The organism is Noviherbaspirillum sp. L7-7A, from assembly GCF_019052805.1.
Lineage (GTDB): Bacteria > Pseudomonadota > Gammaproteobacteria > Burkholderiales > Burkholderiaceae_D > Noviherbaspirillum_A.
On sequence record NZ_JAHQRJ010000001.1, the window covers coordinates 2,615,360 to 2,640,129 of the forward strand.

A 24,770-nucleotide genomic window follows, 5' to 3' on the forward strand; every position below is an offset into this window, starting at 1 on the left:
GCGCGGCGCATTCGCTTCATTCATCCATCACAGCGCCGGGCCCAATCCCCACGGGGCCGGCGTGATGGTGACGATGATGGTGTAGAGCCGTTCGAAGTCCTGTTTCAGGTCGATGCCGGCCAGCGGATCGCGGTTGCTGGCAAATACCTCGCCCGCCTCCAGCCATTCCCGTTCGGTCAGGTGCTCGCGCAGCGCCGGAAAGATCACCTCCTCTTCCAGCCGCATATGGCGGGAATAGAAATCGGCATAGCGCTTTACCTGCTGCACGAAGTACGCCAGTTCCGCCGGCCCGCCGAATTCATGCCGGGCCAGCGCATGCGCCAGCCTGCGCACCATGGCCTCGCCCTGCGCATGCTGCACTTCCAGTTCCACCAGCATCGCGTCATGCAGATGGGTATGTTCGCGCAGCGGCCCGAACAGGAAGCGGTCTTCCTTGGGATGATGCAGGCGTTCGGGGTATTCGCTGATATACAGCAGCATGGCGCGCAGCACCTTCAGGTCCGGCCGCAGGCCCTGTTCCTCCATGGCCCGCGCCAGATGGCGCATGCCATGGACCACGGCTGCCAGCCGCTCATGCTCTTCCCGAACGATGCGCAGCGCCAGCGGCTGCTTGCCCGTCGGGGCCGGCGCAGCGGCAGGGCCATGCTGGTCGATGTGCGCGGTGGTGTCAGTCATTGTCATGGCGCGCTCCTTACCGGTAAACCATCACGGGGATGTTGGTGTGGGCCAGCACGCGCTGGGTCTCGCTGCCCAGCAGCAGCCGGTCAAGGCCGCGCCGGCCGTGCGAGGCCATCCAGATGCAGTCGCAGCCGCGCTCCTCGGCCAGCGCGATGATTTCCCGCCAGGGGTCGGGTGCATAACGCACCACCAGTTCACAGCGCACATTCCCTTGCGCCGCGGCTGCCGCAACCGGCTCGATCAGCGCCTGTGCCTCCGCCCGCGCCGCTTCCTCGAAAGCATTGAGGTCGACCATGGCGCCGGCCTCGGGCAGCAGGGGATACATCACCGCCACCGACAGCACGATCAGTTGCGCGCCCGACTCGCGCGCGAACGCAATCGCCGCGTCAGCCGCCTTCGCCGACAGCGGCGAGCCGTCGCTGGCCACCAGTATCTTCGAAAACATCATCGTTCTCCCCCGCCGGCTTCTCGCCAGTCAACAGATAGTGGACCAACTGGTGCACCGGCCTGATTGCCGCGCCGAATGGCAGGCTTTCCGATCCACGGAAGAACAGCCCGCGCTGCACATCGCCTTTCAATGCATAGGCCAGCCGCGTATCGATGCAGAACTGGCCCGCCTTGGGATTGCCGTCGCGCAGCCCGCACTGGTGCAGGCAATCGAAGGCGGCGATGCAGTCGCGCGCATGGGCGCGGCGCTGCAGCTTTTCCTCCTTCATCAGATAGCCTTCCAGCCAAGGCGTTTTGACCGCGCGCGCCGGCAGTCCGGCCGCGCTCATGAAGGTGACGATATCTTCCGGCCTGGCCTCGGCCAGCACGCGCTTGAATTCGGGATGGGCATCGCCCTCTTCGCTCACGGCAAATGGCGTGCCGAGTTGCACGCCATTGGCGCCCATTGCCATCAGCGCGCGTACCTGCTCGTGGCTGTGGATGCCGCCGGCGACGATCAGCGGAATGCGCTCCGATTCCAGGCCCAGTTCGCGCAGCAGCGCCAGGGTGCCTTCCAGCACCGTGGGGAAGGCGAATTGCGGCGCGTCGATGTCGGCAATGCGCGGCGCGCCGAGGTGGCCGGCGGCAAAGCGCGGGTTCTCGATCACGATCGCATCCGGCAGGCGCTGGCGGCGCATCCATTTCTTCAGCAACAGCGCAATGCCGCGCGCATCCGACAGGATCGGGATCAGCGCGACATCGGGAAAGTCGGTGGTCAGTTCCGGCAGGTCCAGCGGCAGGCCTGCGCCCACCACGATGGCCTGGGTGCCGCTCTCGCAGGCCTGGCGCACATAGGACGCATACTCGGCCACGGCCCGCATCACGTTCACCGCGATCATGCCGCGACCGCCGGCCAGCGCCAGCGCCGCGCGGATCTCGCGGTCCAATGCCACCAGATTGGCGGCATCGATCGCCGCCTTGTCGCGCGAGCGGCCGGTCTGCGCCATCAGGTCGGCATGATGGCGGCGCAGGTCGACGCTGGAGATGGTGCCCAGCCCGCCCAGCCCCGCCACCGTGCCAGCCAGGCGATGCGCGGAAATACCCACGCCCATGCCGCCCTGCACCACGGGCAGCAGGGTCTTGTTTCGGATGACGAGGGAAGGCAGATCGGTGTGCGACACGGCGGGATTCCTGGAACATTGAAGACCGGCCGACTGTAGCAAACGGTGCAGTTTAGAAAATTGACATGGGTCAAAATTGCCCGGACGGTGCGGCGTGCCAGGACCGTGCCTATCGTCCATTGGCACCTTGCTTCAACGGTCTGGCAGTCAGGCCATGCCTTCGCCTTCGTTGAAATGCGCGATCAGGAAATCGATGAACACCCGCACCTTGGCCGGCAGCTGGCGCCGGCTCGGATAGAACACATACAGGTCCGCCGGCGCCGGCGCATGGTCCGGCAGCACCAAGCGCAGCCGGCCCGAAGCCAGGTATTTCGCCAGGTCCCATTCCGAGCGCAGCAAGATGCCATGGCCGTCGAGCGCCCAGCCCAGCACCACGTCGCCGTCATTGCTCGACAGCGCGCCGCGCACCTTCACCAGCTGCTCGCGCCTGCCGCGGCCAAGCCGCCAGAGGTTGCCGGGATCGTTGTTCTGGCGGTGCAGGATGCAGCTGTGCCGGGCCAGGTCCTCAGGCGTTTCTGGCGTGCCGGCACGCTTCAGGTAGCTGGGCGACGCGCACAGGAAACGCTTGTTGGCAAGGATGCGGCGGGCCGACAGCCGGGTGTCGGGCAGCGCGCCGAAGCGGATGCCGAGATCGAAGGCCTCTTCCACCAGGTCGATCGGGCGGTCGGTCAGTTGCAGCTGCAACTCGATGTCCGGATAGCTGCGGGCAAACGCCGATACCAGCGGCGCGATGGTGGTGCGCCCGAACCCCAGCGTGGCATTGACCCGCAGCAGGCCGCGCGGCTCGGCCCGGTGGCTGCTGACGGCATCTTCCATGTCGCGGATGTCGGCCAGGATGCGCTGCGCCTGCTCGAGATAGAGCTCGCCCTCGCTGGTCAGGCTGAAGCGCCGGGTGGTGCGGTTGAGCAGCCGCACGCCGAGCCGCTGTTCCATCTGGGCCAGCCGCTTGGTGGCGGCCGGCGGCGTGATGTCGAGTTCGCGCGCGGCTGCCGACAGGCTACCCTTTCTGGCCAGCGCGGCGAAGAAGGCCATTTCCGAGATGGCGTCGGTTTTGATCATGGAGGCGAATCATAAACCCTGCGCCAGGCCTTGTGCAGCAGGCGTCGACGGCGATGCCATCTTTCACCCACGGTGAATAATGGAATGAATGATGGTAAATAATGAGATAGCTGCCGCAGGCTATGCTGCGGCCACGTTCAACCCTGCCGGAAACCATCATGAGAATCGTAGAAATCCGCGAGAAAACCCTGCCGATCAGCTCGCCCATCCGCAATGCCTATATCGACTTTTCCAAAATGACGCTGTCGCTGGTGGCCGTGATCACCGATGTCATCCGCGACGGCAAGCCGGTGGTCGGCTATGGCTTCAACTCCAACGGCCGCTATGGCCAGGGCATGCTGATGCGCGAGCGCTTCATCCCGCGCATCATGGAAGCCGACCCGGCCTCGCTGATCAACGACGAGGGCGACAATCTCGATCCGCACAGGATCTGGAACTGCATGTACACCAATGAAAAGCCGGGCGGCCATGGCGAGCGCTCGGTGGCGATCGGCACCATGGACATGGCGATCTGGGACGCGGTCGCCAAGATCGCCAACAAGCCGCTGTTCCAGTTGCTGGCCGACCGTTATGGCGATGGCAAGCCCAACCGTGACGTATTCGTCTATGCCGCCGGTGGCTATTACTATCCGGGCAAGGGCCTGGAGGCGCTGCAGAATGAGATGCGCAGCTATATCGACCGCGGCTACAGCGTGGTGAAGATGAAGATCGGCGGCGACAGCCTGGCCGAGGACCAGCGCCGCATCGAGGCGGTGCTGTCGGTACTGAAGGATGGCCAGCGGCTGTGCGTCGACGCCAACGGCCGCTTCGACATGGACACCGCCATCGCCTATGCCAAGGCGCTTGGCCAGTACAACCTGTTCTGGTACGAGGAAGCCGGCGACCCGCTGGACTATGAACTGCAGTCCATCCTGCGCAGCTACTACAAGAATCCGATGGCCACCGGCGAGAACCTGTTCTCGATGCAGGATGCGCGCAACCTGATTCGCTACGGCGGCATGCGCGCCGACCGCGACTGGCTGCAGTTCGACTGTGCCTTGTCCTACGGACTGGTGGAATACCTGCGCACGCTGGACATGCTGCGCGAGCACGGCTGGTCGCCCAGCCGCTGCATCCCGCACGGCGGCCACCAGATGTCGCTCAACATCGCAGCCGGCCTGGGCCTGGGCGGCAATGAATCCTACCCGGACCTGTTCCAGCCCTTCGGCGGTTTCCCGGACGGCGTCGAGGTGAAGGACAGCCGCATTGTCATGCCTGACCTGCCTGGCATCGGCTTTGAGGGGAAGTCCAACCTGATCAGCGTGATGCGGGAACTGAGCGCCTGAAGCAGGCTGGCGTAGCAGCCAGGCTCCCGAAAGCCTGGCTGTGGCATTCGTGGATGCACCGATGCCCCTTCAAGCGAGGCTGGATTGAATTGTAGAGGGAATACCCCGAAGGGGCATTCCACGGCATCGTCATGACGGCAGCAAGCGTAGCCTGGGTGAAGCGCAGCGTAACCCGGGATTGCACCCGTTATGCAACAGATGCCTCCCGGGCTTTCCAGGCCGATTCCCAAACCCTGCATTTTCCGTCTCGCTAGCACAGCTGCCGGCTTCATCGATGGATGGGCCGGATTGCGCTGCGCTTCACCCAGGATACGGAGTACATTTTGCTGCGTTCAACCTCGTATGCGCTTACTTGGGCATAAATTTTCCCGAATAATAATCCTTGATAACTTGCCCAAAAGAACCGGGCTTGAAAATTTCAGAAAATGTCGCATGCAAAGGCGCAGCTGCCACGCCGATAAATCCATAGCCAAACGCTACCAAATCACTGATTGCACCCGCTGCGTTGACAGTTTCCAAATTCATGTCATCTATCTTAAAGCCATCATTAGGATGATTCATGGCCCCTCCCTTTTCAAAGAAATGATCGATAATCGATCATATGTTCTTTAAGTGAATATATAGCGGGAAAGTTCAGTCTTATCAAGACAAGCTGTTGCAACAGCAATATTCACCTCACTCCTTAAGCCATCCGCCACCGCACTCTCACAGTGCGCAGTCCGCATCAGACAATTGTAAATATCCCCCCATCTTTTTCCGAAAAACAACAACCCACTTCGAACGGCTATTCCAATTTCATACCCGCAAGCAATTTATGGCACCATAAGTCAGTTGCCACCAGGAATTGCTATGACCAATCTCCTCTTCCGCCTGGAACGACGCGCCCGTTTTCTGATGGGTGGCGTTGCCTGTCTGACCCTGCTTGCACTGGTGCTGTTCAACAGCCACCTGATCGAGTCCCAGCCATCCTACGACGCCTACAGCTGGTACACCGTCAACCCGATGCGTCAGGGCATGCTGATTGCGCGCCGCATGGACAGCGAATCGGCCTGCCGGGAGTCGGCAGTGGCTCACGCCATCAACTGCATGCAGGGCAAGTCCCTCAATGCAGCCTTGGTCGGCTCGCCAAAAGCGCATTAATAAAATTGCATCACAGAATTTTTTTCCTGAAATTGTCATTGCGGTATTGAGTTGCGGAAACTTGATTTCTAGAATGGATTCTTGCTTCCAGTAACCGTTCAGGAGTGCTGCAATGCTTGCCCGCCTTGTCCGTTTCGCGTTGTCCGCATGTCTTGCCGTCGGCGCGTTCATGCATGCCCATGCGACCGCGCTCGACGTCCGGCTGAACGAACAGGTGGTGATGGTGCCCACAGCCAATGGCACGACGCTGGAAACCACGGTCTTCCGCCCGCCTGGCGCCGGCCCCTTCCCGCTGCTGGTGATGAACCATGGCAAGCAGCCGGGCGACCCGCGGCTGCAGCCGCGCGACCGCTTCTATTACATGAGCCGCGAATTCGTCCGGCGCGGCTATGCAGTGATGGTGCCGATGCGCACCGGCTTTTCCCGCTCCAGCGGCGACTACATGGATTACGGCTGCAACATGACCGGCAATGGCTACCTGCAGGCGATGGATCTGCGCGCCGCCATCGCCTATGCGCGCAGCCAGGACTGGATCGATGGCAATCGCATCCTGGTGGCGGGCCAGTCCTATGGCGGCCTGGCAACCCTGGCGGCCGGCGCCGGCAGCCTGCCCGGCGTGCGCGGCCTGATCAATTTCGCCGGCGGCCTGCGGGCCGATGGCGGCGACTGCCAGTGGAAAACGGCGCTGGTCGAGGCCTTTGCCGCCTACGGCAGCCGCAGCACCCTGCCCAGCCTGTGGTTCTATGGCGCCAATGACAGCTACTTCAATCATGAACTGGCCGGCCGGCTGCATCAGGCCTATGTCGCCGGCGGCGGCCAGGCGCAGCTGGTTGCCTACGGCGCCTTCAAGAACGACGCCCACAGCATGGTCGGCAGCCGCGACGGCTTCGCGGTGTGGTGGCCGCAGGCGCGCGGCTTTTTGCAGCGGCTGGGCATGCCGACCGAGGAAGTGGTGGCGATCGCCGAAGATGCGCCGATTCCGCGCACCGACTTCGCCGCCGTGGGCGACATCGATTCCGTTCCCTTCCTGCGCGAGCGCGGCCGTGAAGCCTATCGCGCCTTCCTGGCCAAGGCGACGCCGCGCGCCTTCGCCGTCTCGGCCAGCGGCGCATGGAGCTGGGCCGAGGAAGGCGAAGATCCGGCCGGCCGGGTGCTCAAGGCATGCCAGGCCAACAGCCAGCAGCCATGCAGGCTGTATGCGGTGGATGATTATGTGGTCTGGAATAACGATGCAGCGGTGCCGGCCAATGTGGCTGGCGGCGAGCGTCGGGAAACGGTGGATCCGGGGCTGACCGCGTCGCTGCGCGGTCGCTGATGTCAGGCGGCGCGTTGCCAGGCCAGCAGGTCATTGTTGGCCGGCAGCGCCAGGTCGGCTACCCGCGTGAGGCCCTGCGCGCGCGCTAGGTCGTCGACGTCTTCCAGGTTGCGCAGGCCCATGTGCGGCGCCTGCGCACGCAGGCTGGCATCGAACTGGGCATTGCTGGGCGTGGTGAACCGGCCGTCCCGCTTGAACGGGCCGTAGATGCAGAGCATGCCGCCAGGCGCCAGCACCCGGCCGATGCCGCGGAACATGCCTTGGACCTCGGGCCACGACATGATGTGGCAGGTGTTGGCGGTATAGACCGCGTCGAACGGGCCGGCTGGCCAGTCGTCCGATGCGGCGTCGAGCAGCAGCGGCAGCAGCACATTGGGCAGCGCCGCACCGTCCAGCCAGGCCCGGATGGCGGCATGGTTGGCTGCGAGGTCGCTGGTCTGCCACAGCAGATGCGGCATGGCGGCGCCGAAATGCACCGCATGCTGGCCGGTGCCGCTGCCGATTTCCAGCACGGTATGGCAGCCGCGCAGCAGATCGCGCAATGCAGCAAGAATCGGTTCGCGGTTGCGGGCGCTGGCAGGGGAAAATGGCTTGCTGATCATCTGGACAAGGTGTTAAGAGCGGTTCCCGCAGCGTTTGTCATCCAATGCGATGCAACATACGCGGGTGCTTCCTACATGAATTGCCGGTGTTTTCCTACGTGCGGCCGGCGCTATAAATGCTTTAATTATTTCGTCTGGACATGCATTGCCCATATTGCCGCCAGGCGGCAGATCACCGACCAAGCCGAGGAAGCCCATGAACAGCACTGACGAAGCCATCCTGACCTTTGCCGAAGCCTTTTCCCGGCTTGGCGACCGCAAGTACCGCGACCTGTATGTGGAGGCGCTCGCCTCCATCGTGCGCATGGCCAAGGCGGAGGAGCGCTATGCGGCCCAGGCCGGCCAGGATGCGGACGAGCCGTCGTGCTGGCCGGCGGCGCCGGTCGAGGGCGCACTGACGCTGCATTGATGCTGCGCTACTAATGCAGCGCCAGGCACGGCACTAAGCCGCGCCGCCTCAGGCGCGGCCCGGCTTACGCTCCCGGACGCTTCATCTGGCAGGAACTCGGCTGCGCTGCCACATAGGTATCGATCTTCTGGTCGGTGCGCCAGCCGTAGCCAGTGTTCTCCTGGTCGTACTTGACGTCCTTGCCATTGGTCTTCACCCAGGTGGCCACGATCAGCGGCTGCTGCACCTGATGGTCGGTCTTGCGCATCTCGACCTCGCCATTCAGGCTCTTGACCTTCATGCCTTCCATCGCGAAGGCCACCTTCACCGGGTCGGTCGACTTGCCGTCCTTGATCGCCTTCGACAGCATCGACACCACGGTATAGGTATCCATCACATAGAAGTCATCGTTGAACTTCTGCTTGAAGGCGTCGGCGATATCGGCGCCCATGAAGCCGTCATTGTTGACGTTCCAGTACGAAACCTGCTTGACGCGGTCGGCGCCGGCAGCGCCCATGGCCGTCGGCACGCCGCTGGTGGCGGCGTAGTAGGTATAGAAATTCGCCTTCAGGTCGGCGTCCTTGGCCGCCTTGATCAGGAGCGCTAGATCCGCACCCCAGTTGCCGGTCACGACGGTGTCGGCGCCGGACGCCTTGATCTTGGCGATATAGGGCGAGAAGTCCTTGACCTGGGCGATCGGATGCAGGTCGTCGCCGACGATCTGGATATCCGGACGCTTGCGCTTCAGGTAATCCTTCGCGGCGCGGGTGACCTGGTGGCCGAAGGAATAGTTCTGGCCAATGATGTAGACCTTCTTGATGCTCTGGTCCTTGGCCATGTAGCTGGTCAGGCCTTCCATCTTCATGTCGGAATTGGCGTCGAAGCGGAAGTGCCAGAAGCTGCACTTGCTGTTGGTCAGGTCGGGGTCGATCGCGGAATAGTTCAGGAACACGACTTCCTTGCCCGGGTTGCGCTCATTGTGCTTGTTGACCGCATCCACCAGCGCCAGCGCCACCGCCGAGCCATTGCCCTGCGCGATATAGCGATAACCCTGATCGATCGCGCTCTTCAATTGCGACAGCGATTCCTGCGGGCTCAGCTTGTTGTCGAAGGCAGTGAACTGCAGGGTATGCTCGCCAGCCCATTTTTCCTTGTTGGCCTTGTCGGCGATGAGCTGGAAGCTGTTCAGGATATTGCTGGAAATGGGCGACATCGGGCCGGAAAAGGCATCGATGACGGCGACCTTGACGGTCTCGGCGCTGGCGGTCTGGACGGCGAAGGGTGCGGTAAAGGCAGCGGCGACGGAAAGCGCGCACGCAAGCGGGCGGGTGGGAAATGCCATTGTTCTTGTCTCCTGAGATGAAGCGTGATGCGGCTGCATACGCTCTTATGATCGAGCGCCGGGCAAGCCCGGCGCGCATTCATCTTCTCCGCCCAGGTAACGAAAGTCAAGAAGCCGCGGGTTCGGCGTTTTCCGCCGCGGCCGCGTCGGTGAAGAAACGCTCGCCCAGTTCTTCCAGGCCCAGCGACTGCAGCACCGCCTGCAGCCGCTCCGACGGCCGGCGGCGCGGCAGGTTCTGGTAGCTGGCCACGATCAGCTCATTCTTCATCGAATGCTCCCAGCCCACCAACTCGGTCACGGTGACCTGGTAGCCATGGGCTTCCAGCTGCAGGCAGCGCAGCACATTGGTGAGCTGGCTGCCGAACTCCCGGGTATGCACCGGGTGGCGCCAGATCTCGGTCAGCGCATCGCGCGCCAGCGAGCGCGCCTTGTTCTTCTTCAGCACCGATGCCACCTCGGCCTGGCAGCAAGGCACCAGAACGATTAAGCGGGCCTTCCTCTTCAGCGCGAAATGGATGGCGTCGTCGGTGGCGGTGTTGCACGCATGCAGCGCGGTGACCACGTCCACCTGCGGCGGCAGCCGGTCGGACGTGATCGACTCGGCCACCGACAGGTTCAGGAAGGACATGCCGGCAAACCCCAGGCGTGCCGCAAGCGCTTCGGATTTCCGCACCAGTTCGTCGCGAGTCTCGATGCCGTAGATATGCGAGCCGGGCGCCTGGTCCTTGAAGAACAGGTCGTACAGGATGAAGCCAAGGTAGGACTTGCCGGCGCCGTGGTCCACCAGACGGATTTCGGGCTGGTCCGCCAGCACCTGCCTCAGCAGCGGCTCGATGAACTGCACCAGGTGATAGACCTGCTTGAGCTTGCGGCGGCTGTCCTGGTTGAGCTTGCCGTCGCGGGTGAGGATGTGCAGTTCCTTGAGCAGTTCCAGCGACTGGCCGGGACGGATCTCGGCGGCCAGCGGATGCGGCTGGTCCTGCTTGTCCTGCTGAGCCGGTTGCTGCGGCGCTTGCGGCGCGCCGGCTTTCCGATGTTTCTTCACGCGTGCAGATTCCAGTGGTCAGGCCCGCCTTCGCCATGGTGCTCCTCGAACTGCAGCAGCAGGTCGAAGCGCACATGGTCGGGCAGGCTGGGGTATTTCTCGCCGCTGAAAATGGCCTGGTATTCGGCCGCGGCGGAGCGGATGTCGGCCGGCACCGGGTAGTCGTCGAGATAGTCTTCCAGCCAGGCGTCGCTCAGCTCGTTCTTCAACTGCTCGCGCTGCTCGTCGGACAGCGACGCCAGGTCGCCGTCGCCGGTATCGATGTGCCGCATGAGGGCGTCCAGCTGGTCGGCGGATGTTGGCGGATCGAAAGTGTGCTTGTGCTTGGTCATAAAGGTATGGACTCCGCGGTTTCCTGTGGTGATCCAGGTGCGCCGGCAGCGCGGCAAGGGCGCCGGCCCCGAGGTCGCCATTCTACACAAGGGCCCCGCCCGGCATGGTGATGCGGCGCACAGGCCCGTTCTGTGACCGCATCGATCGGCAGTGGCCTGAACCGAAGCAGAGCCGCTGCCACTTAAAGCCGCCTCTTCGCCTGTCATCCATGCCGCACGACAGGCGAGAGCGCCGATGCGGCCATGTCGCACCGATCCCGGCACCAGGCCTGTCTCTCACAAGGCGAGTGCCACGCCATCCCGCCGGCACCGGCGCCAGCCCGGCGCAGGCACCATCCCATCCAAGGAAAATTCCATGAAATGCACGATCATTACCGCCATGCTGGGCATGGCCGTCCTTTCCGGCTGCGAATCGATGCCGGTCAACATGGGCGCACCGGCCGCCAAGACGGCTGCCACCGGTTCGGCCGGCGGCGCCAATGCACAGGGCGCCAACAGCCAGCTGGAACGCTGCGACAAGTCGCTGGGCACCATCACATTTGTCGAGGACGCCAGCCAGCCATGGATTGCGCAGCTGACCCAGCAGTACAACATCCAGTCCACCGTTCCGCTGCTGCGCCTGATGGCGCAGCAGTCCAACTGCTTTGTGGTCGTCGAACGCGGCCGCGCCTTCCACAACATGAACATGGAGCGCGACCTGGCCGCCAGCGGCGAGCTGCGTTCCACCAGCAAGATGCAGAAGGGGCAGATGGTTGCCGCCGACTACACCGCCACGCCCAGCATCAGCTTCAGCGCGCGCGGCACCGGCGGCATCGGCGCCGCGGTCGGCGGCTTCCTTGGGCCGATCGGCGTACTGGCCGGGTCGGTGCGCTCCAACGAAGCATCCACCATGCTGCTGCTGACTGACAACCGGTCCGGCGTGCAGCTGGCCGCCTCCGAAGGCAGCGCCAAGAACTGGGACCTGGGGATCGCCGGCGGCCTGTTCGGCGGCGGCGCCTGGGGCGGCGCCGGCGGATTCACCAATACGCCGCAAGGCAAGGTGCTTGCCGCGGCCTTCATGGATTCCTATAACGGCCTGGTCAAGGCCGTACGCAACTACAAGGCGCAGGACGTCGAGGGCGGGCTGGGCAATGGCGGCGCGCTGAAGGCCAACTGACGGGTCGTGCCACAAACTACCCTGCCGCCTTCGGCGAAGGCGGCAGGCGCAGCGCAGGATTTTCTGGCAAGAGTCTGGAGAGGGTCAGATACTGCCGGCTTTGGAGGACAGATACGCCTTGGCCTGCGCGATCAGCAACATCAGCATCACATCGCTCATCGGGTTTTGCGCACTGCCGGTCTTCGGATGCAGCTTTTCATCGGCAGCCTGGCGCAGTCTTTGCGCCATTTCCACGGCACTGCTTGTATGGGGCCCATAGAGACCCAGCTCGTCGGCGGAAGTCTGCCGGGTCGAAGCCGAGGTCGACAGGCTGACGATGCTGGAAGAGGTGGTCAGCACATTGCCGGCTGTACTGCCGGCATATGCGGTCTCGACGCCGGGACTGGCCGCACGCATTGCGCTACCATTCCCGCCAGTCGCTCCACTGGTCAAGCCAATCATCATCGCTACCACTCCTCAAGGCATGCAAGGAAAGCGGTGTTTGCGTTACGGAATCCATCGCAATTGCCGCCAATCAACGATAAAATTATGACTGCCTGATCAGTCAGCAAGCTGACCATTACGCTTTTTTGCTGACATCCAGTCAGCCTGGCGGCAAATGCGCCGTAACGCGTTCGATCCCGGCAGCGCCTGCATTCCCAACCATGAGGTAAGCCGTGATCCGTATTATCGTGGTCGAAGACAACCTGCTGTTTCGCGAACTGCTCGTATCCCTGCTGACCAGGGCAGGCCATCATGCGACCGGTGTGAGCGACAGTGCCGGGCTCTATCGTGAATTGCTGCGCGCCGATGCCGACATCGTGGTACTGGACGTGGGACTGCCTGACCAGAACGGTTTCGACATCGCCCGGGAACTGCGCGCGATGCGCAGCACCAGGCGCATCGGCATCATCATGGTGACGGCGCATGACAGCCCGGAGGAACGGGTGGCCGGCATCAGCAGCGGCGCCGACATCTACATGGCCAAGCCGGTGCACCCCGGGGAACTCGAAGCCTATGTGCAGCGCCTGTACCGCCGGCTGCATGACGGCGCGGAGGAATCCGGCACGCGGCGCTGGCATTACAGGAAGCAGGCCGGCCAGTTGCTGGCGCCATCCGGCACGGCGCTGGAGCTGACGCACACCGAAGCCGCCTTCGTCGACATCCTGGCCCGGCATGCGGGCAAGCCGGTGGAGCGGCGCGACATCATCGCACTGGCATTGAATAAAAACCCGGTTGACTACGACACGCGCCGCCTTGAGGCCATGGTCAGCCGCCTGCGCAAGAAGCTCCGCGCCGCCTATCCGCTGTCACAGCCGATCAAGGTCGCCCATGCAGTCGGCTATATCTTCACGGAAGACATCACGGTTCAGTGATTGCCAGGCGCGTTGGCGCCGGACAAATGCGTCAGCGCCTCCTGGATTTCCTCGATCAGGGCATCGAGGCCAAGCGCCGCCTGCCCCACTCTGGCCACCATGTCCGCCACGTTTCCCTTGATGCCGGAGCGTTCCGCCTCATGCAGCAACTGGACCAGTTCCAATGCACCGACCACGAGACAGGATCCGCGCAGGCTGTGCGCCTGCCTGCGTACCGCCTCCGTGTCGTGCCGGCTCGCTGCGTCGCATAGCGTTCTCCTGAGTTCCGGCACGGTACGCAGAAACAGGTGGCACATCTCCAGGTAGATCTGCTGGTCGCCACTTACTGCATGCATCAGTGCGGCTGGGCGGAAGTGGCGTTGCTTTGATGTATCCATGGTTGGTATGGAAAGGAGCGATGGCCACTGTGGTCAAGGCATCGTGATGAATGATGTTGGCATCCACGGCAGGCAATAGCCCGCTGGTCAGGATGGCGCACTGCCGCATGCTGTTTGCCAGGATCAATATAACTGAATATATATCCCAGTGGAAACTTAAAGTTACACCCAACAGCTATTGATGCCGCCGCAAGGAAAAAATCCGGCCGCCAAATGGCGGATTTGCAGCGGCGGAACCAGCTGCCAAAGCGACTGCCGGCCCGGGCAGGCAGGCGACTTTCCGGATTGCAGAGGTTGGACTCCTCCGTTTCAGGTATCGCCCGACGCAGTGCGCCACTGATAGCCATCCAGTGCCGACATCAACTCCACAATGGCGGCAAGCAGTTCCTGCTCCATCCTTTCCAGCCCGGATGGCGACTGGCCGGCGCATTGCTCCAGCGCCAGTGCCGCTTCCTGTACCCGCGGTGAGGAGAACACGCTGACCATGCCATGCAGCGCATGCGCGCCACGCCGCACAGCCGCGGCATCGCCCTCTTCGATGCCGGCGCGAATTGCGTGCAATTGCCTTGGCGTGTCCCGCAGCAGCAACGCCTTCATTTCCTCGAACAGCGCCTGGCTATGGTCGACATTGCTGCGCAGGCGATCGACATCGATGACGCGCATGCTGCCGGATGGCACCGTGCCGGCACGGCGATTACCCACGGTTTCCAGCTCGCCCCACAATGCCTGCAGGTTGATCGGTTTGGTCAGGTAGCTGTCCATGCCGTGCGCCAGACAGGCCTCACGGGTGCCCTGCATGGCATGCGCAGTCATGGCAATGATGGGAATGCGGGCCGGGCCGGCCGGCTCCTCGCGGCGTATGCAGCGGGTCGCTTCGGCGCCGTCCATCTGCGGCATGTCCATGTCCATCAGGATGGCGTCGAAGCCGCCACGACGCCATTGTTCCACGGCTTCCAGGCCATTGGCGGCAAGGGTGACACGGTGTCCCTGCTTTTCGAGCAGCCGCCGCGCCAGCGCCTGGTTGACCGGATTGTCTTCCGCCACCAGCAAGGTCAGCGGGTGCCGGCTGGGCTGTGCCGCGGGCGGCGCAGCCCGCCTGGCCGGTGCGGGCCGCATGCCGTCGAGTGCCTGCATCAGGGCAGTCAGCAGGGAGCCTCGTATCACCGGCTTGATCAGGTGGCTGCTGGCGCCTGCCTGACGGCAGCGCCTGGCATTGTCGCGACGGTTCGCGCCGGCGACGAGCATGACGGTTGCACCGGCCAGGCCGGGCCTTGCCGCTATCGCAGAGGCGAGCGCAAAGCCATCCATGCCGGGCATGTCTGCATCCAGCAGCGCACAGGGATACGGCGCGCCAGCCGCGGCGGCCCGCTCCAGCTCGATCAGCGCTTCCATCCCGTTGGCGGCCAGCGCAGGCGCCATGCCAAAGTCCTGCAGCAAGGCGGCCACCTGCCGGCGCGCGCCGGCATGGTCATCCACCAGCAGTACCGGCAATCCGGCCAGACGCGCATGCGGCGGCAGCAGCGGCGCCGTATGCGCAACGACCGGCAGCCAGAGCGTGAAATGAAAATCGCTGCCCTGGCCCGGCACGCTGTCGAGTTCCAGCCGGCCGCCCATCAGCCTGACCAGTTGCGCCGAGATCGACAGTCCCAGGCCGGTGCCGCCATACTGGCGCGTGGTCGAGGTGTCGGCCTGGGAAAATGCGTCGAAGATCGCGTCGCGCTTCTCGTCGGGAATGCCGATGCCGCTATCGCGCACGCTGATGCGCAGGGCCGCAAGCGTATCGCCCGGATCGTTGGTCCGCTCGATCGCCACTTCCACCTCGCCGGCATGGGTGAACTTGATGGCATTGCCCAGCAGATTGAGCACCACCTGGCGCAGCCGGCCGGGATCGGCAATGACCCTGTCCGGCACGTCCGGCCCCACCCGCAGCAACAGCTCCAGTTTCTTGGCATGCGCATGGATGGCTTGCTCGCAGACCAGGTCCTGCACCACTTTTTCGGGCGAGCAGTCGATGGTTTCAATATCCACCCGGCCCGCCTCCAGCTTGGAAAAGTCGAGGATGTCGTTGATGATCTGCAGCAGCGCGTCGGCCGAGCCTTTCACCATGCCGAGGTATTCCGCCTGCTCGGCGCTGAGTTCCGTGTCCAGCGCCAGTTCGGTCATGCCGATGATGCCGTTCATCGGAGTCCGTATTTCATGGCTCATGTTGGCCAGGAAGTTGCTCTTGATCCGGTTGGCCTGCTCGGCCGCTTCCTTGGCGCGCAGGATCGCGCTTTCGGCTTCCTTCTGGCTGGTCAGGTCGGTGCGGATGGCAATGTACTGCCGTGGCTTGCCCTGCTCGTCCAGCAGGGGCACGATGGTGGCGCTGACCCAGTACAGCGCGCCGCTGCGCTTGCGGTTGCAGATTTCGCCGCGCCAGACCTGGCCGGCAGTGATGGTGTCCCACATGTTCCTGAAGAATTCCGGCGGCATCAGGCCAGAGCCGATGATGCGATGATTGCGGCCGATCAGTTCTTCCAGGCTGTATTCGCTGATTTCGCAGAACAGCGCATTGGCATAGGTAATATTGCCGTCGGCATCGGCAATGCTGACGATCGCATGCTGGTCCAGCGCGAATTTCTGTTCATCCAGAGCACGCAGCATGGCCTGGCGCTCCTGCACCAGCAAGGCGGTTTCATTGAACATGTCGACCAGACGCCTGATCTCGGTGGGCTCATTGCTGGCGTCGAAGGTCTCCACCGCGAGCGTGCCGCGCCCCAGTGCCTGCAGCAGGCTGCGCAGGCGGTCCAGGCCGCCCAGCCAGTGCGACAGCAGCAGCCGGATGCCGAGCAGGCCGCCGATCAGGCTCAGCACCGCCACGCTCAGCGCGGATTTGGCCATCGCCCAGAAACTCGCGGCCACCAGGTCGGTGTCGAAGCGCAGCCTGAGCAGGCCGTAATCGAGGCCGCCCACCGACACCGTGCGGTTGACGTCGTACAGCGCGCTCTCCACGGCCTGCGCCAGCCAGGCGGGCGCGCCTGCATGGACACCCCTGGACTCGACTTCCACCCGGCCGCCCTGCAGATCGATGAAGGAAGCCGACCGGAACAGCGAGCCGTGTACGGCGCGTTCCAGCGTGCGGCGCACCGTGTCGTAGTCGCCGATGACGGCACTGTCCTGGACCGCCTGCGCCACCACTTCGATCAGCATCACCGAGGCGGTCTGGGTGTTCTCGATTTCACTCTCGTACTGGAACTTCAGCGACACGGCAAGGCCGCCGGCGACGAACAGCAGCAGGCTCATGCCGTAGAGCAGGAACACGCGATTGACCAGCGATGAGGGCAGCAGCCATGCCAGCCATGCCAGCCTTGCCAGATCTTTTCTCATCGTCCTTTCCTGCCTCTAGCGCAAGCTGGCCGGCGCATTCTGATAAAAGCTCCGGTAGGTGCCATATTCGCTGCCATCGGAAGCGATGAACGCGGTGTCGGGCGGCAGTTTCACCAGTTCGGCCGCGCTGGCCAGCAGCCTGCGGCCTTCGGGATCCCTGGCCATGTCAAGGAAGGCCCGTTCGACGGCACGCAGGTCCGCCTGCGGCACATGCTTCGATACCATCAGCGCCAGGTCATGCAGCGGCTGCGACTGCCACAGCACGCGCAGGGCCTTGCCTTCGCGCCGGGTCCATCCTTCAGTCAGCTGGGAATTGGCGCCCACTGCCTGCGCCCTGCCACTGGAGAGCTGGGCGAAGGCGCCGTCCATGTTCCCGCTGAACACGACCTGCACCGGCACCGACCGGTGTATCAGCTCGGCATAGGAAAACTTGTAAGCCACCAGCGCTTCAGGGCCGGGGAAGGCAACGGTCTGGCCTGACAGCTGTTCCAGCGTGCGCAGCGGCGAGTCGGCCAGCACCACGATCTGGCTATGGATCGGCGGCGTGTTGCGCCGTCCGAATGTTTTCCATCCCAGCCTGTCGCGCTCCGGGCTGAACAGGTGATTGGTAAAGACAAAGTCGACTTCATGCGCCAGTACGTAGGCGGTGGTGTCGGCGGACGTGCGGCCCAGCTTGAGCTGCAGGCGCACGCCGGCGCGCTCGGAGACGTAGCGGATCAGCGGATTCCAGTAGCGTGCGGTGAGTTCGATGCCGTACTGGTTCACCGGCGAAAAGTAATAGGTCCGTGGCTCCTGCGGCAGCGCCGGGGTGGCCAGCAGCGTCGTCAAGGCCAGGACGCAGGTTCGTAGCAGGTGCCGGCCCGGCCGCAGCAGAAACCGGATTGCCTTGCCCTGAACGACGCTGCGCGCTGCGCGACGCGCCAGAACGATGACATGCATGGCGGATGGCATCATGCGGCCTTTCCCTTGCGCGGATACGCTCCTTCTTCGTCGCTGAACTGCTGCCTGATGTCCATCACCTCGTCCCATCCTTCCAGAAAGGCCCGCACGCATGCGGGATCGAAATGGCTGCCGCTTCCCTCGACCAGATAGTCGGTGGCCGCGTCGGGCGTCCATGCTTCCTTGTAGGGCCGGCGGGATGTCAACGCATCGTAGACATCGGCGACGGCGGCAATACGCCCCACCAGAGGAATCTGCTCGCCTTGCAGGCCACGCGGGTAGCCCGTGCCGTCGTACTTTTCGTGATGGGTATAGGCAATCTGGGCCGCCATGTCGAGCAGGGGCGACCTGGTCCTGCTCAGGATGGCATGGCCGATCCCGGCATGCTGCTGCATGACCAGGAACTCGGACGGGTCCAGCTTTGCCGGCTTGAGCAGGATCGCATCGGGCACGCCGACCTTGCCGACATCATGCATCGGCGCGGCATCGAGCAGCAGATCCTGCTGGTCCTGGGGCAGACCGAGATTGCGGGCGATATGGCGGCAGTAGTGGGCCATGCGCTGGATGTGTGCACCGGTTTCGGGGTCGCGGTAGCGGGCCGCGCGTGACAGGCAGACCAGCGCCGTGCGCTGATGATTGATGAGTTCAATGGCACTCTGCTGGATCTCTCCAGCCAGCGCGTCGGCACGGGAAGACATGGTCTTGTGCTGCGCGTGCATCGACAGCAGATTGGCGGCCCGCGCCACGAATTCCACATTGTCGAGCGGCTTGGTCAGGAAATCGCTGGTACCCAGATGCAGCACGCGATATCGCAGTTCCGCAACGGGACTGGACGTGATCATCAGCACCGGCACATCCGGATGGCGCAGGCGCACTGTCTCGAGAAGCGCCGCGCCATCCATGCGCGGCATGTCGAAGTCGGCGACGATCAGGTCGGGCTCATTCTTCATGCACCATTCCACCGCCTCCAGCGGGTCGCTGAAACAGCATGGTTCGCAATCGGGTAATTTGCTCACAAGGTGCCGCAACAGCGTCAGCACCAACGGCACATCGTCAACGATTACGACCTTCATGGTTTCTCCGGCAAAGAGGCAGTGCAAACTGGCACGCCAAGACGGGCCAAGAAATGGGTAGTGCAACAGGAAGCGGTGCAGCTTGTTCCGTCAGCGCCGCAGGCACGTCTTTCGGAAACAATAATCAGGCCGGCCGCAATCTAAGATTTCCACCAAGCAAGGGCGAGAATATAATCAAATTCAACGAAATAAACAAATTTTTATTAACTTCATCAATTTTTTTGTTTTTTTGCAACTCTGAGAAATGCTGGCATGACAAGGGTGCCAGCGCGCTCCGCGCTCATGAGGGTCCTTACGCCCGGCAGGGAGAAATCCATCGGAGAGAAAGCCCGTCATCCGTAGTAATCAGGCTGGGGCCGCTCTCAACAATAAAAATGTTCTGGACACGGATTGCACCAGAGCGCCACCAGCGCGACGATGGGCCGGCTGCCCGGCCTTGGCGCGCTGAACCTTCAATGGAAGAAGATGCGGCGGAAATAGCCTACGCGGGCTGCGCGCGGTCGAAGCCGCAGGTGCAGAACCGAATAGCGGCATTGCACCGCTACGCCAACTCCTGCCGTCGGCAACAATCCCTCCTGAGCGGCCTCCGGAGCTCAGCCTGCCGGCCGGATCATGTCTTCCGGCCTGACCCACTGCTCGAACTGCTCCGCCGTCACGTATCCCAGCGCCAGCGCCGTATCCTTGAGCGTGCCGCCCTGCTTGTGCGCCTGCTTGGCGATCTGCGCCGCCTTGTCATAGCCAATGTGCGGCGCCAGCGCCGTCACCAGCATCAGCGAGCGCTCCATCAGGTCGGCGATGCGCTCCCGGTTGGCTTCGATGCCGTGCGCGCAGTGTTCGTCGAAGCTGTGCATGCCGTCGGCCAGCAGCCGCACGCTCTGCAGGAAGTTGTGCGCCAGCAGCGGCTTGAACACATTGAGCTCGAAATTGCCGGATGCGCCGCCGATGTTGATCGCGACATCATTGCCAAACACCTGGCAGCACAGCATGGTCATCGCTTCGCACTGGGTCGGGTTGACCTTGCCGGGCATGATGGAGCTGCCCGGCTCGTTCTCCGGAATCGTGATCTCGCCCAGGCCGGAGCGCGGGCCCGATGCCAGCCAGCGCACGTCATTGGCAATCTTCATCAGCGCCGCCGCCAGGGTCTTCAGGGCGCCATGCGCCGACACCAGTTCGTCATGCGCGGCCAGCGCGGCGAACTTGTTGGGCGCGCTGATGAATTCCAGCCCGGTACGCTGGCGCAGCTGCGCCGCCAGCCGGTCGCCAAACTCGGCATGGGTGTTCAAGCCGGTTCCCACCGCCGTCCCGCCGGCGGCCAGGCGCAACAGCGGCGCAAGCGTGGCGCGCACCATCTGGCCCGCATGGTCGAGCTGGGCCACATAGCCGGAAAACTCCTGGCCCAGCGACAGCGGCGTGGCATCCTGCAGATGGGTGCGGCCGATCTTGATGATGTCGGCGAAGGCGTCCGCCTTCTGCTGCAGCGTGGCGCGCAGTTGCTCCAGCGCCGGCAGCAGGTGCCCGGACACGGCCCGCGCCGCAGCCACGTGCATGGCCGTCGGGAAAATGTCGTTGGACGACTGGCCCATGTTGACATCGTCATTCGGATGCACCAGCCGCGCCTGGCCGCGCTCGCCGCCCAGCAGCTCGGAAGCGCGGTTGGCCAGCACTTCATTCATGTTCATGTTGCTCTGGGTGCCGGAACCCGTCTGCCAGACCGACAGCGGAAATTCCTGCCCATGCATGCCGGCGATGACTTCATCGGCGGCGCGCACCAGTGCATCCGCGCGGTCGGCTGGCAATAGCGACAGGTCGCGATTGACCACCGCCGCCGCCCGCTTGACCTCGGCCAGCGCATCGATCAGTTCCGCCGGCATGCGTTCGGAGGAAATGCGGAAGTGCTCGCGCGAACGCTGGGTCTGCGCGCCCCACAGCCGCTCGGCGGGGACGTCGATCGGGCCAAAGGTGTCGCGTTCGGTTCTGGTGCTCATGCGCCGCTCCTGTTGAAAGATAGACATTGGACTTCGAACGCGGCGCAAGTTCCCGGATGCCCTGCCCTGCCCCGCGCCATCGACCGGGGCCGGTGACAAACGCCGACAGCGTCCGCAGTCTGCCAGTCAAAAATTCCTAGTCGCCCACCTCCCGCCAGCCCATCCTCCTGGCCCGGCGCGATGAAGCCGGCCCGCCCTCGTCGAGCTTGCCGCTGACTACGCCTGCACTATCGGACGTCAGTGTGCTGCTGATTCCACTGGTCAGGCGCAAGGTCCGGATACCGGTCAGCAAGGCATTGGCCGCGAACAGGGAACTTACCGAACCTGAGCGCGGCAAGGCCAGGCCGCTGCCAAGGTCCATCACATACAGCCAGGCCGAACCGCCCTGCCCGCAGGCATCATTCGACGGCACATTGCCCACGGCCTTCAACATGCCCAACTGCAGGTCCATGTCGACATTGACGCGCTCCCCGGCCGACGCATTGGCGGGATTAAGGTCGACATACCAGCCCTTGCCACTACCCCAGTCCAGCACTTCGCCGGCAATGCTCCTGCTGTTGCCACCGGCGGACGCAGTCAGGGTGCGCGGCTTGAGCACGCCCTCCGTGCGCACCTTGCCCAGGCCGGTGCTGGTCAGTTCATCCTTGATGACATAAATGCTTTGCTGCGACACGTCCGCAATGTCGCTCAGGCCGAGATAGCGGCCGGTGCCGACCGCGACCACCGCGTGGCGCTGGCCGCCGCTGCGCACGATGGCCAGTTCCGGCCGGGTGGTCACTGGCTGCGTGCCGACATTGCCGACATTGCCCAGTTCAGCCAGCTTCAGCGCACTGCCGGCCTTGATATCGAAGCGCCACAGATTGCCCAGCAGACCGCCGCCGTAAACATAGCGGGCGGTATTGTCCAGCGGGCTTTCGACCCAGGCATTGATGCGGGCCAGGCCGGAAGGCGTGTCGGCGCTGCCTTCGCCCGTGCCGATCTTCCTGAGCAGACTGCCGTCGGCGGCCTTGAGCACATAGAGATAACCCTTCCCATCGCCCGGATTGGCATTGTTGTATCCGGAAGCGAAGATCACCACCCAGGTGCCATCAGGGTCCTTGGTGATGACGGGGTTGCCAAAGCTCAGGCCGAGATTGCCGTCATTGGCTGCGGCGTACTGCCACAGCGCCCTGGGCGCGGCCGGATCGGTAATATCCAGCGCATAGTAGCCGCGTCCACCCGCCCCGTAACCGCCGACCAGAATGGTGCGCCAGTCACCGGCCGCGCAGGCCATGGGCGCGTTGGGACAGACATCCCCGGCCACCGGCGAAGCATCGACATAGGGGCGGTGCATGGCCGCATAGTTGCGGTCGGCCAGCAGATAAAGCCACGGCATCATCGGGGCGGGCACATAGGCCCAGGCTTCCTTGCCGGCATCGGGCCCGGTTGCATGGAAGGCGTGCAGCATGCCGTCGTTGGCGCCGACATAGACCCTGGGCGCGCGGCTTGCGCTGGCGGCCCGGAACGCGGCGTGGCCGGCATCGGCATAGTTGAACGAAGGCGCGCCGACATACAGCGGCTGGGCATTGACGATGTCGCCCAGCACCCGGTCGCGTGGCCGGAACAGCGCGGCGCTGCCGGTGGCGGCGCTGCCGTCGCCACGCAGGTAGTCCACCAGCCGTTCGCCTGTCACGGAAGCCAGTTGCGTGGCGCTGAAGTCGCTGCACTGCGTGAGTTTGCTTGCCGGCGCGCAGAGAAAATTGAAATGGGCTTTTTCCGCATCGTTCAGGTTCAGCCAGGTGAAGGGCTTGAGCCGCGTGTTCGTGGATGCCGGCGCGTCGGTGTGGATGGTCCGGCTACCGTCCTGCGCCTGGCGCCCGAGTTGCGCCTGGGCCGACCAGAGGACCTGTTCCGACACCACGCCGCTGGCGGGGCTCACCGTACGTGCTTCCAGTTCGCCGTCCCATTGTACATTGCGGTAACTGGCCGCGAACACCAGGTTATCGCCCGGCACCGGCTCCAGATTGCTGCTGGCGGCGGCCGCTGCGCTGCCCAGGCGGGCGCGCAGGGCCGCCAGCGTGGACGACAATGTCGAGGCCAGTGCGGCTGAATCGGCGGCACTGAAGTAAAGGCCGCGGCCATTCACCGCCGCATGCCACAGGTCGTCGATCCGCGATGGACCGAAATCATTGGGCGGCGGCCAGTTTCTTACCCCGCTGACGATGTCGGCGAAGTCGCCCGAGGTGGCCGTTGGATAGTCGCTACGGTAAGCCAGCGTGCCACTCACGCCCAGCCCGAGCGTGAAGGTGGTCATGTGCTGGTGGGTCGCCGGGTCGGCGCTGGTGGCCGGCACCTGGTTGGCGCAGACATCCAGCCCCAGCGCACCCCTGCAGTTGTTCAGCGCCGGGGTGCGCAGGTCGGTCTCATAGTAGTAGGCGGCGACATCGGACAACGTGTCGGAAGCGCCGCCGGCCACGCCTGTCGCATTCGGGGCCGGCGTGCCGTCATGGAGCGGGCGCGGCAGCGAGCCGTCACGGTTGCCCACCGGCGCGCCGGACAGATCCAGCGGCCCGTAGGTCGCGCCTTCATTCACGCCACGGCTGACATTGCTGTTCCAGTAACCGTCGGTGGAAAGAATGGCGAAGTTCTGCTGGCAGGCATGCTGCACCGGATCGCTGGCGCCTTCGATCCTGGCGCCATACAGCCTTCCAGCCTTGGACAGGGCGCCACGCAAGGGCGTACCCGACTCGGGCAGCACAAGGGCGGCCAGCTTGGCGTGCAACGCATTCTTCTGCGCGGCATCGAAGTCGCCGATCGGAAGGAAGGCGTTGTTGCCCGTGTCGGTACCCGCATAGCCTATGGTGCTGTAGCCGATGCGGTAATTGCTGTCCAGATCGCGCACCGCGCGGGTCAGCGCCGTCTTGATCGCCAGTATCCTGGTCCGGTAATAGCTGTACCAGTTGGCGAAATTGCGGCGCTCGTCGGTTCCGCCCGGGCCGGAAGTCGCGCTCACGGTGACCTTCAGCCAGTTCCCATTGCCGCCGGGCGTGCTGGTGAAGGCGGTGTCCTTGCAGTCGTCCGATGCGGAGTTGTCGCCCAGGCTGGACAGCCGCGTCCCCTTGTAGACGAAGTAATAGGCCGCTTCGGGCGTGTTTGGAATGATGCCGGTGCCGGTCGCCTGGCACTGCGACGTGGCGTCCCAGCAGTCCCATGGCCGCTGTTCGGGATTGGACAGGGAGGAACGCCAGGCCCGAAACGATGTGGCGAGATTGACCTTCGGGCTGGTGGCATCGCGCTGGTAGCCGTCCAGCCAGGCGGCGTCGAATGCGGCGTCCGGCAATGCCGCGCCGTTTGCGCCCACCGGCGGCGCGTACACGGAGTCGGGGTTGTAATAGAGCTTGTTGCACAAGGCGCTGCGGTAACCGACTGTGTTCTGATAACCCTTGGTCTTGACGCTGTCATCCAGAAAGCTCCACTGCATGGATCCGGAATCATCGAGGATCAGCATCACGTTGGGCTTGGCGCCGGCCGTCTTCAGCGGCGCGTTGGCAATATCAGTCAGCGCCGCCTGCGCCACGGCGCAGGCAAGGCTCAAGAGGAACGGCAGCAACAGGCGCAGCAGGCTGCATGGCACGGCGTGGGACATGGAGAACTCCTGTCTGAAAGGGGACATCAGGGTGAGCCCGCCAGGCATGCCAGCCGGCCGC

Annotated in this window: 22 protein-coding genes; 6 read left to right on the plus strand and 16 right to left on the minus strand. The window is 63.9% G+C overall.

Going from position 1 to position 24,770, the window contains the following annotated elements:
- Positions 1-27: 27 nt before the first annotated feature.
- The 4 genes from KTQ42_RS11870 to KTQ42_RS11885 all read right to left on the minus strand — a co-directional run bounded on the left by KTQ42_RS11870 (position 28) and on the right by KTQ42_RS11885 (position 3,341).
- Complete coding sequence (locus tag KTQ42_RS11870; RefSeq protein WP_217345686.1) at positions 28-681, minus strand: hemerythrin domain-containing protein; 654 nt, start codon at positions 679-681, stop codon at positions 28-30.
- A gap of 10 nt (positions 682-691) precedes the next feature.
- Entirely contained in the window at positions 692-1,126 is a 435-nt protein-coding gene (locus tag KTQ42_RS11875; RefSeq protein ID WP_249222733.1) for a universal stress protein, read from the minus strand.
- Positions 1,065-2,285: a nitronate monooxygenase family protein gene (locus KTQ42_RS11880; protein WP_349292141.1), complete on the minus strand. Its 1,221-nt coding sequence runs from the start codon at positions 2,283-2,285 to the stop codon at positions 1,065-1,067. The genes KTQ42_RS11875 and KTQ42_RS11880 overlap by 62 nt, the downstream gene beginning before the upstream one ends.
- A 147-nt stretch (positions 2,286-2,432) precedes the next feature.
- Positions 2,433-3,341, minus strand: a complete 909-nt coding sequence (locus tag KTQ42_RS11885; protein ID WP_217346930.1) for a LysR family transcriptional regulator — start codon at positions 3,339-3,341, stop codon at positions 2,433-2,435.
- A 161-nt stretch (positions 3,342-3,502) separates the two neighbouring features.
- On the opposite strand from KTQ42_RS11885, the gene KTQ42_RS11890 reads away from it, so the two are divergent.
- Positions 3,503-4,669: a mandelate racemase/muconate lactonizing enzyme family protein gene (locus KTQ42_RS11890; protein WP_217345688.1), complete on the plus strand. Its 1,167-nt coding sequence runs from the start codon at positions 3,503-3,505 to the stop codon at positions 4,667-4,669.
- A 348-nt stretch (positions 4,670-5,017) separates the two neighbouring features.
- Here KTQ42_RS11890 and KTQ42_RS11895 read toward each other — a convergent pair whose 3' ends face one another.
- A complete protein-coding gene (locus KTQ42_RS11895; protein WP_217345689.1) occupies positions 5,018-5,230 on the minus strand; it encodes a hypothetical protein in 213 nt (70 codons plus the stop codon).
- A gap of 288 nt (positions 5,231-5,518) precedes the next feature.
- Between KTQ42_RS11895 and KTQ42_RS11900 the strand changes: the two genes are divergently transcribed.
- Positions 5,519-5,809 carry a hypothetical protein gene (locus KTQ42_RS11900; RefSeq protein ID WP_217345690.1) on the plus strand — a complete coding sequence of 97 codons (291 nt, stop codon included), beginning with the start codon at positions 5,519-5,521 and terminating at the stop codon, positions 5,807-5,809.
- A gap of 112 nt (positions 5,810-5,921) precedes the next feature.
- Positions 5,922-7,124: a CocE/NonD family hydrolase gene (locus KTQ42_RS11905; protein WP_249222735.1), complete on the plus strand. Its 1,203-nt coding sequence runs from the start codon at positions 5,922-5,924 to the stop codon at positions 7,122-7,124.
- A gap of 2 nt (positions 7,125-7,126) precedes the next feature.
- On the opposite strand, the gene KTQ42_RS11910 is transcribed toward KTQ42_RS11905, so the two are convergent.
- Positions 7,127-7,726, minus strand: a complete 600-nt coding sequence (locus KTQ42_RS11910; protein WP_217345691.1) for a DUF938 domain-containing protein — start codon at positions 7,724-7,726, stop codon at positions 7,127-7,129.
- Between the two features lie 196 nt (positions 7,727-7,922).
- On the opposite strand from KTQ42_RS11910, the gene KTQ42_RS11915 reads away from it, so the two are divergent.
- Positions 7,923-8,135: a hypothetical protein gene (locus KTQ42_RS11915; protein WP_217345692.1), complete on the plus strand. Its 213-nt coding sequence runs from the start codon at positions 7,923-7,925 to the stop codon at positions 8,133-8,135.
- 64 nt (positions 8,136-8,199) lie between these two features.
- On the opposite strand, the gene KTQ42_RS11920 is transcribed toward KTQ42_RS11915, so the two are convergent.
- From KTQ42_RS11920 to KTQ42_RS11930, 3 genes are all read right to left on the minus strand, one after another.
- Complete coding sequence (locus KTQ42_RS11920; RefSeq protein WP_217345693.1) at positions 8,200-9,456, minus strand: branched-chain amino acid ABC transporter substrate-binding protein; 1,257 nt, start codon at positions 9,454-9,456, stop codon at positions 8,200-8,202.
- 106 nt (positions 9,457-9,562) lie between these two features.
- Entirely contained in the window at positions 9,563-10,420 is an 858-nt protein-coding gene (locus KTQ42_RS11925; RefSeq protein ID WP_217346932.1) for an SAM-dependent methyltransferase, read from the minus strand.
- Between the two features lie 77 nt (positions 10,421-10,497).
- Positions 10,498-10,833 carry a hypothetical protein gene (locus KTQ42_RS11930; RefSeq protein WP_217345694.1) on the minus strand — a complete coding sequence of 112 codons (336 nt, stop codon included), beginning with the start codon at positions 10,831-10,833 and terminating at the stop codon, positions 10,498-10,500.
- Positions 10,834-11,188: 355 nt separating this feature from the next.
- On the opposite strand from KTQ42_RS11930, the gene KTQ42_RS11935 reads away from it, so the two are divergent.
- The gene (locus tag KTQ42_RS11935) at positions 11,189-11,989 is read left to right on the plus strand and encodes a CsgG/HfaB family protein (RefSeq protein WP_217345695.1); all 801 of its coding nucleotides are present in this window, start codon (positions 11,189-11,191) and stop codon (positions 11,987-11,989) included.
- A gap of 84 nt (positions 11,990-12,073) precedes the next feature.
- Here the strand turns inward: KTQ42_RS11935 and KTQ42_RS11940 are convergent, their stop codons facing one another.
- On the minus strand, positions 12,074-12,433 hold the full coding sequence (locus KTQ42_RS11940; RefSeq protein WP_217345696.1) for a hypothetical protein: 360 nt from the start codon (positions 12,431-12,433) through the stop codon (positions 12,074-12,076).
- A gap of 212 nt (positions 12,434-12,645) precedes the next feature.
- On the opposite strand from KTQ42_RS11940, the gene KTQ42_RS24350 reads away from it, so the two are divergent.
- Positions 12,646-13,344: a response regulator transcription factor gene (locus tag KTQ42_RS24350; RefSeq protein WP_217345697.1), complete on the plus strand. Its 699-nt coding sequence runs from the start codon at positions 12,646-12,648 to the stop codon at positions 13,342-13,344.
- Here the strand turns inward: KTQ42_RS24350 and KTQ42_RS11950 are convergent.
- The 6 genes from KTQ42_RS11950 to KTQ42_RS11975 all read right to left on the minus strand — a co-directional run bounded on the left by KTQ42_RS11950 (position 13,338) and on the right by KTQ42_RS11975 (position 24,709).
- On the minus strand, positions 13,338-13,679 hold the full coding sequence (locus KTQ42_RS11950; RefSeq protein ID WP_217345698.1) for an Hpt domain-containing protein: 342 nt from the start codon (positions 13,677-13,679) through the stop codon (positions 13,338-13,340). The two genes, KTQ42_RS24350 and KTQ42_RS11950, sit on opposite strands and share 7 nt — an antisense overlap.
- Positions 13,680-14,030: 351 nt before the next feature.
- Positions 14,031-17,087, minus strand: coding sequence for a response regulator (locus tag KTQ42_RS11955; protein WP_217345699.1), 3,057 nt, complete (start codon positions 17,085-17,087; stop codon positions 14,031-14,033).
- A gap of 15 nt (positions 17,088-17,102) precedes the next feature.
- A complete protein-coding gene (locus KTQ42_RS11960; RefSeq protein WP_249222736.1) occupies positions 17,103-18,041 on the minus strand; it encodes a phosphate/phosphite/phosphonate ABC transporter substrate-binding protein in 939 nt (312 codons plus the stop codon).
- A complete protein-coding gene (locus tag KTQ42_RS11965) occupies positions 18,038-19,099 on the minus strand; it encodes an HD domain-containing phosphohydrolase (protein ID WP_217345700.1) in 1,062 nt (353 codons plus the stop codon). Before KTQ42_RS11965 ends, KTQ42_RS11960 begins: the two co-directional genes overlap by 4 nt.
- Positions 19,100-19,692: 593 nt before the next feature.
- A complete protein-coding gene (gene fumC / locus KTQ42_RS11970) occupies positions 19,693-21,084 on the minus strand; it encodes a class II fumarate hydratase (protein WP_217345701.1) in 1,392 nt (463 codons plus the stop codon).
- Positions 21,085-21,220: 136 nt separating this feature from the next.
- Positions 21,221-24,709 carry a PilC/PilY family type IV pilus protein gene (locus tag KTQ42_RS11975; RefSeq protein WP_217345702.1) on the minus strand — a complete coding sequence of 1,163 codons (3,489 nt, stop codon included), beginning with the start codon at positions 24,707-24,709 and terminating at the stop codon, positions 21,221-21,223.
- Between the last annotated feature and the right edge of the window lie 61 nt (positions 24,710-24,770).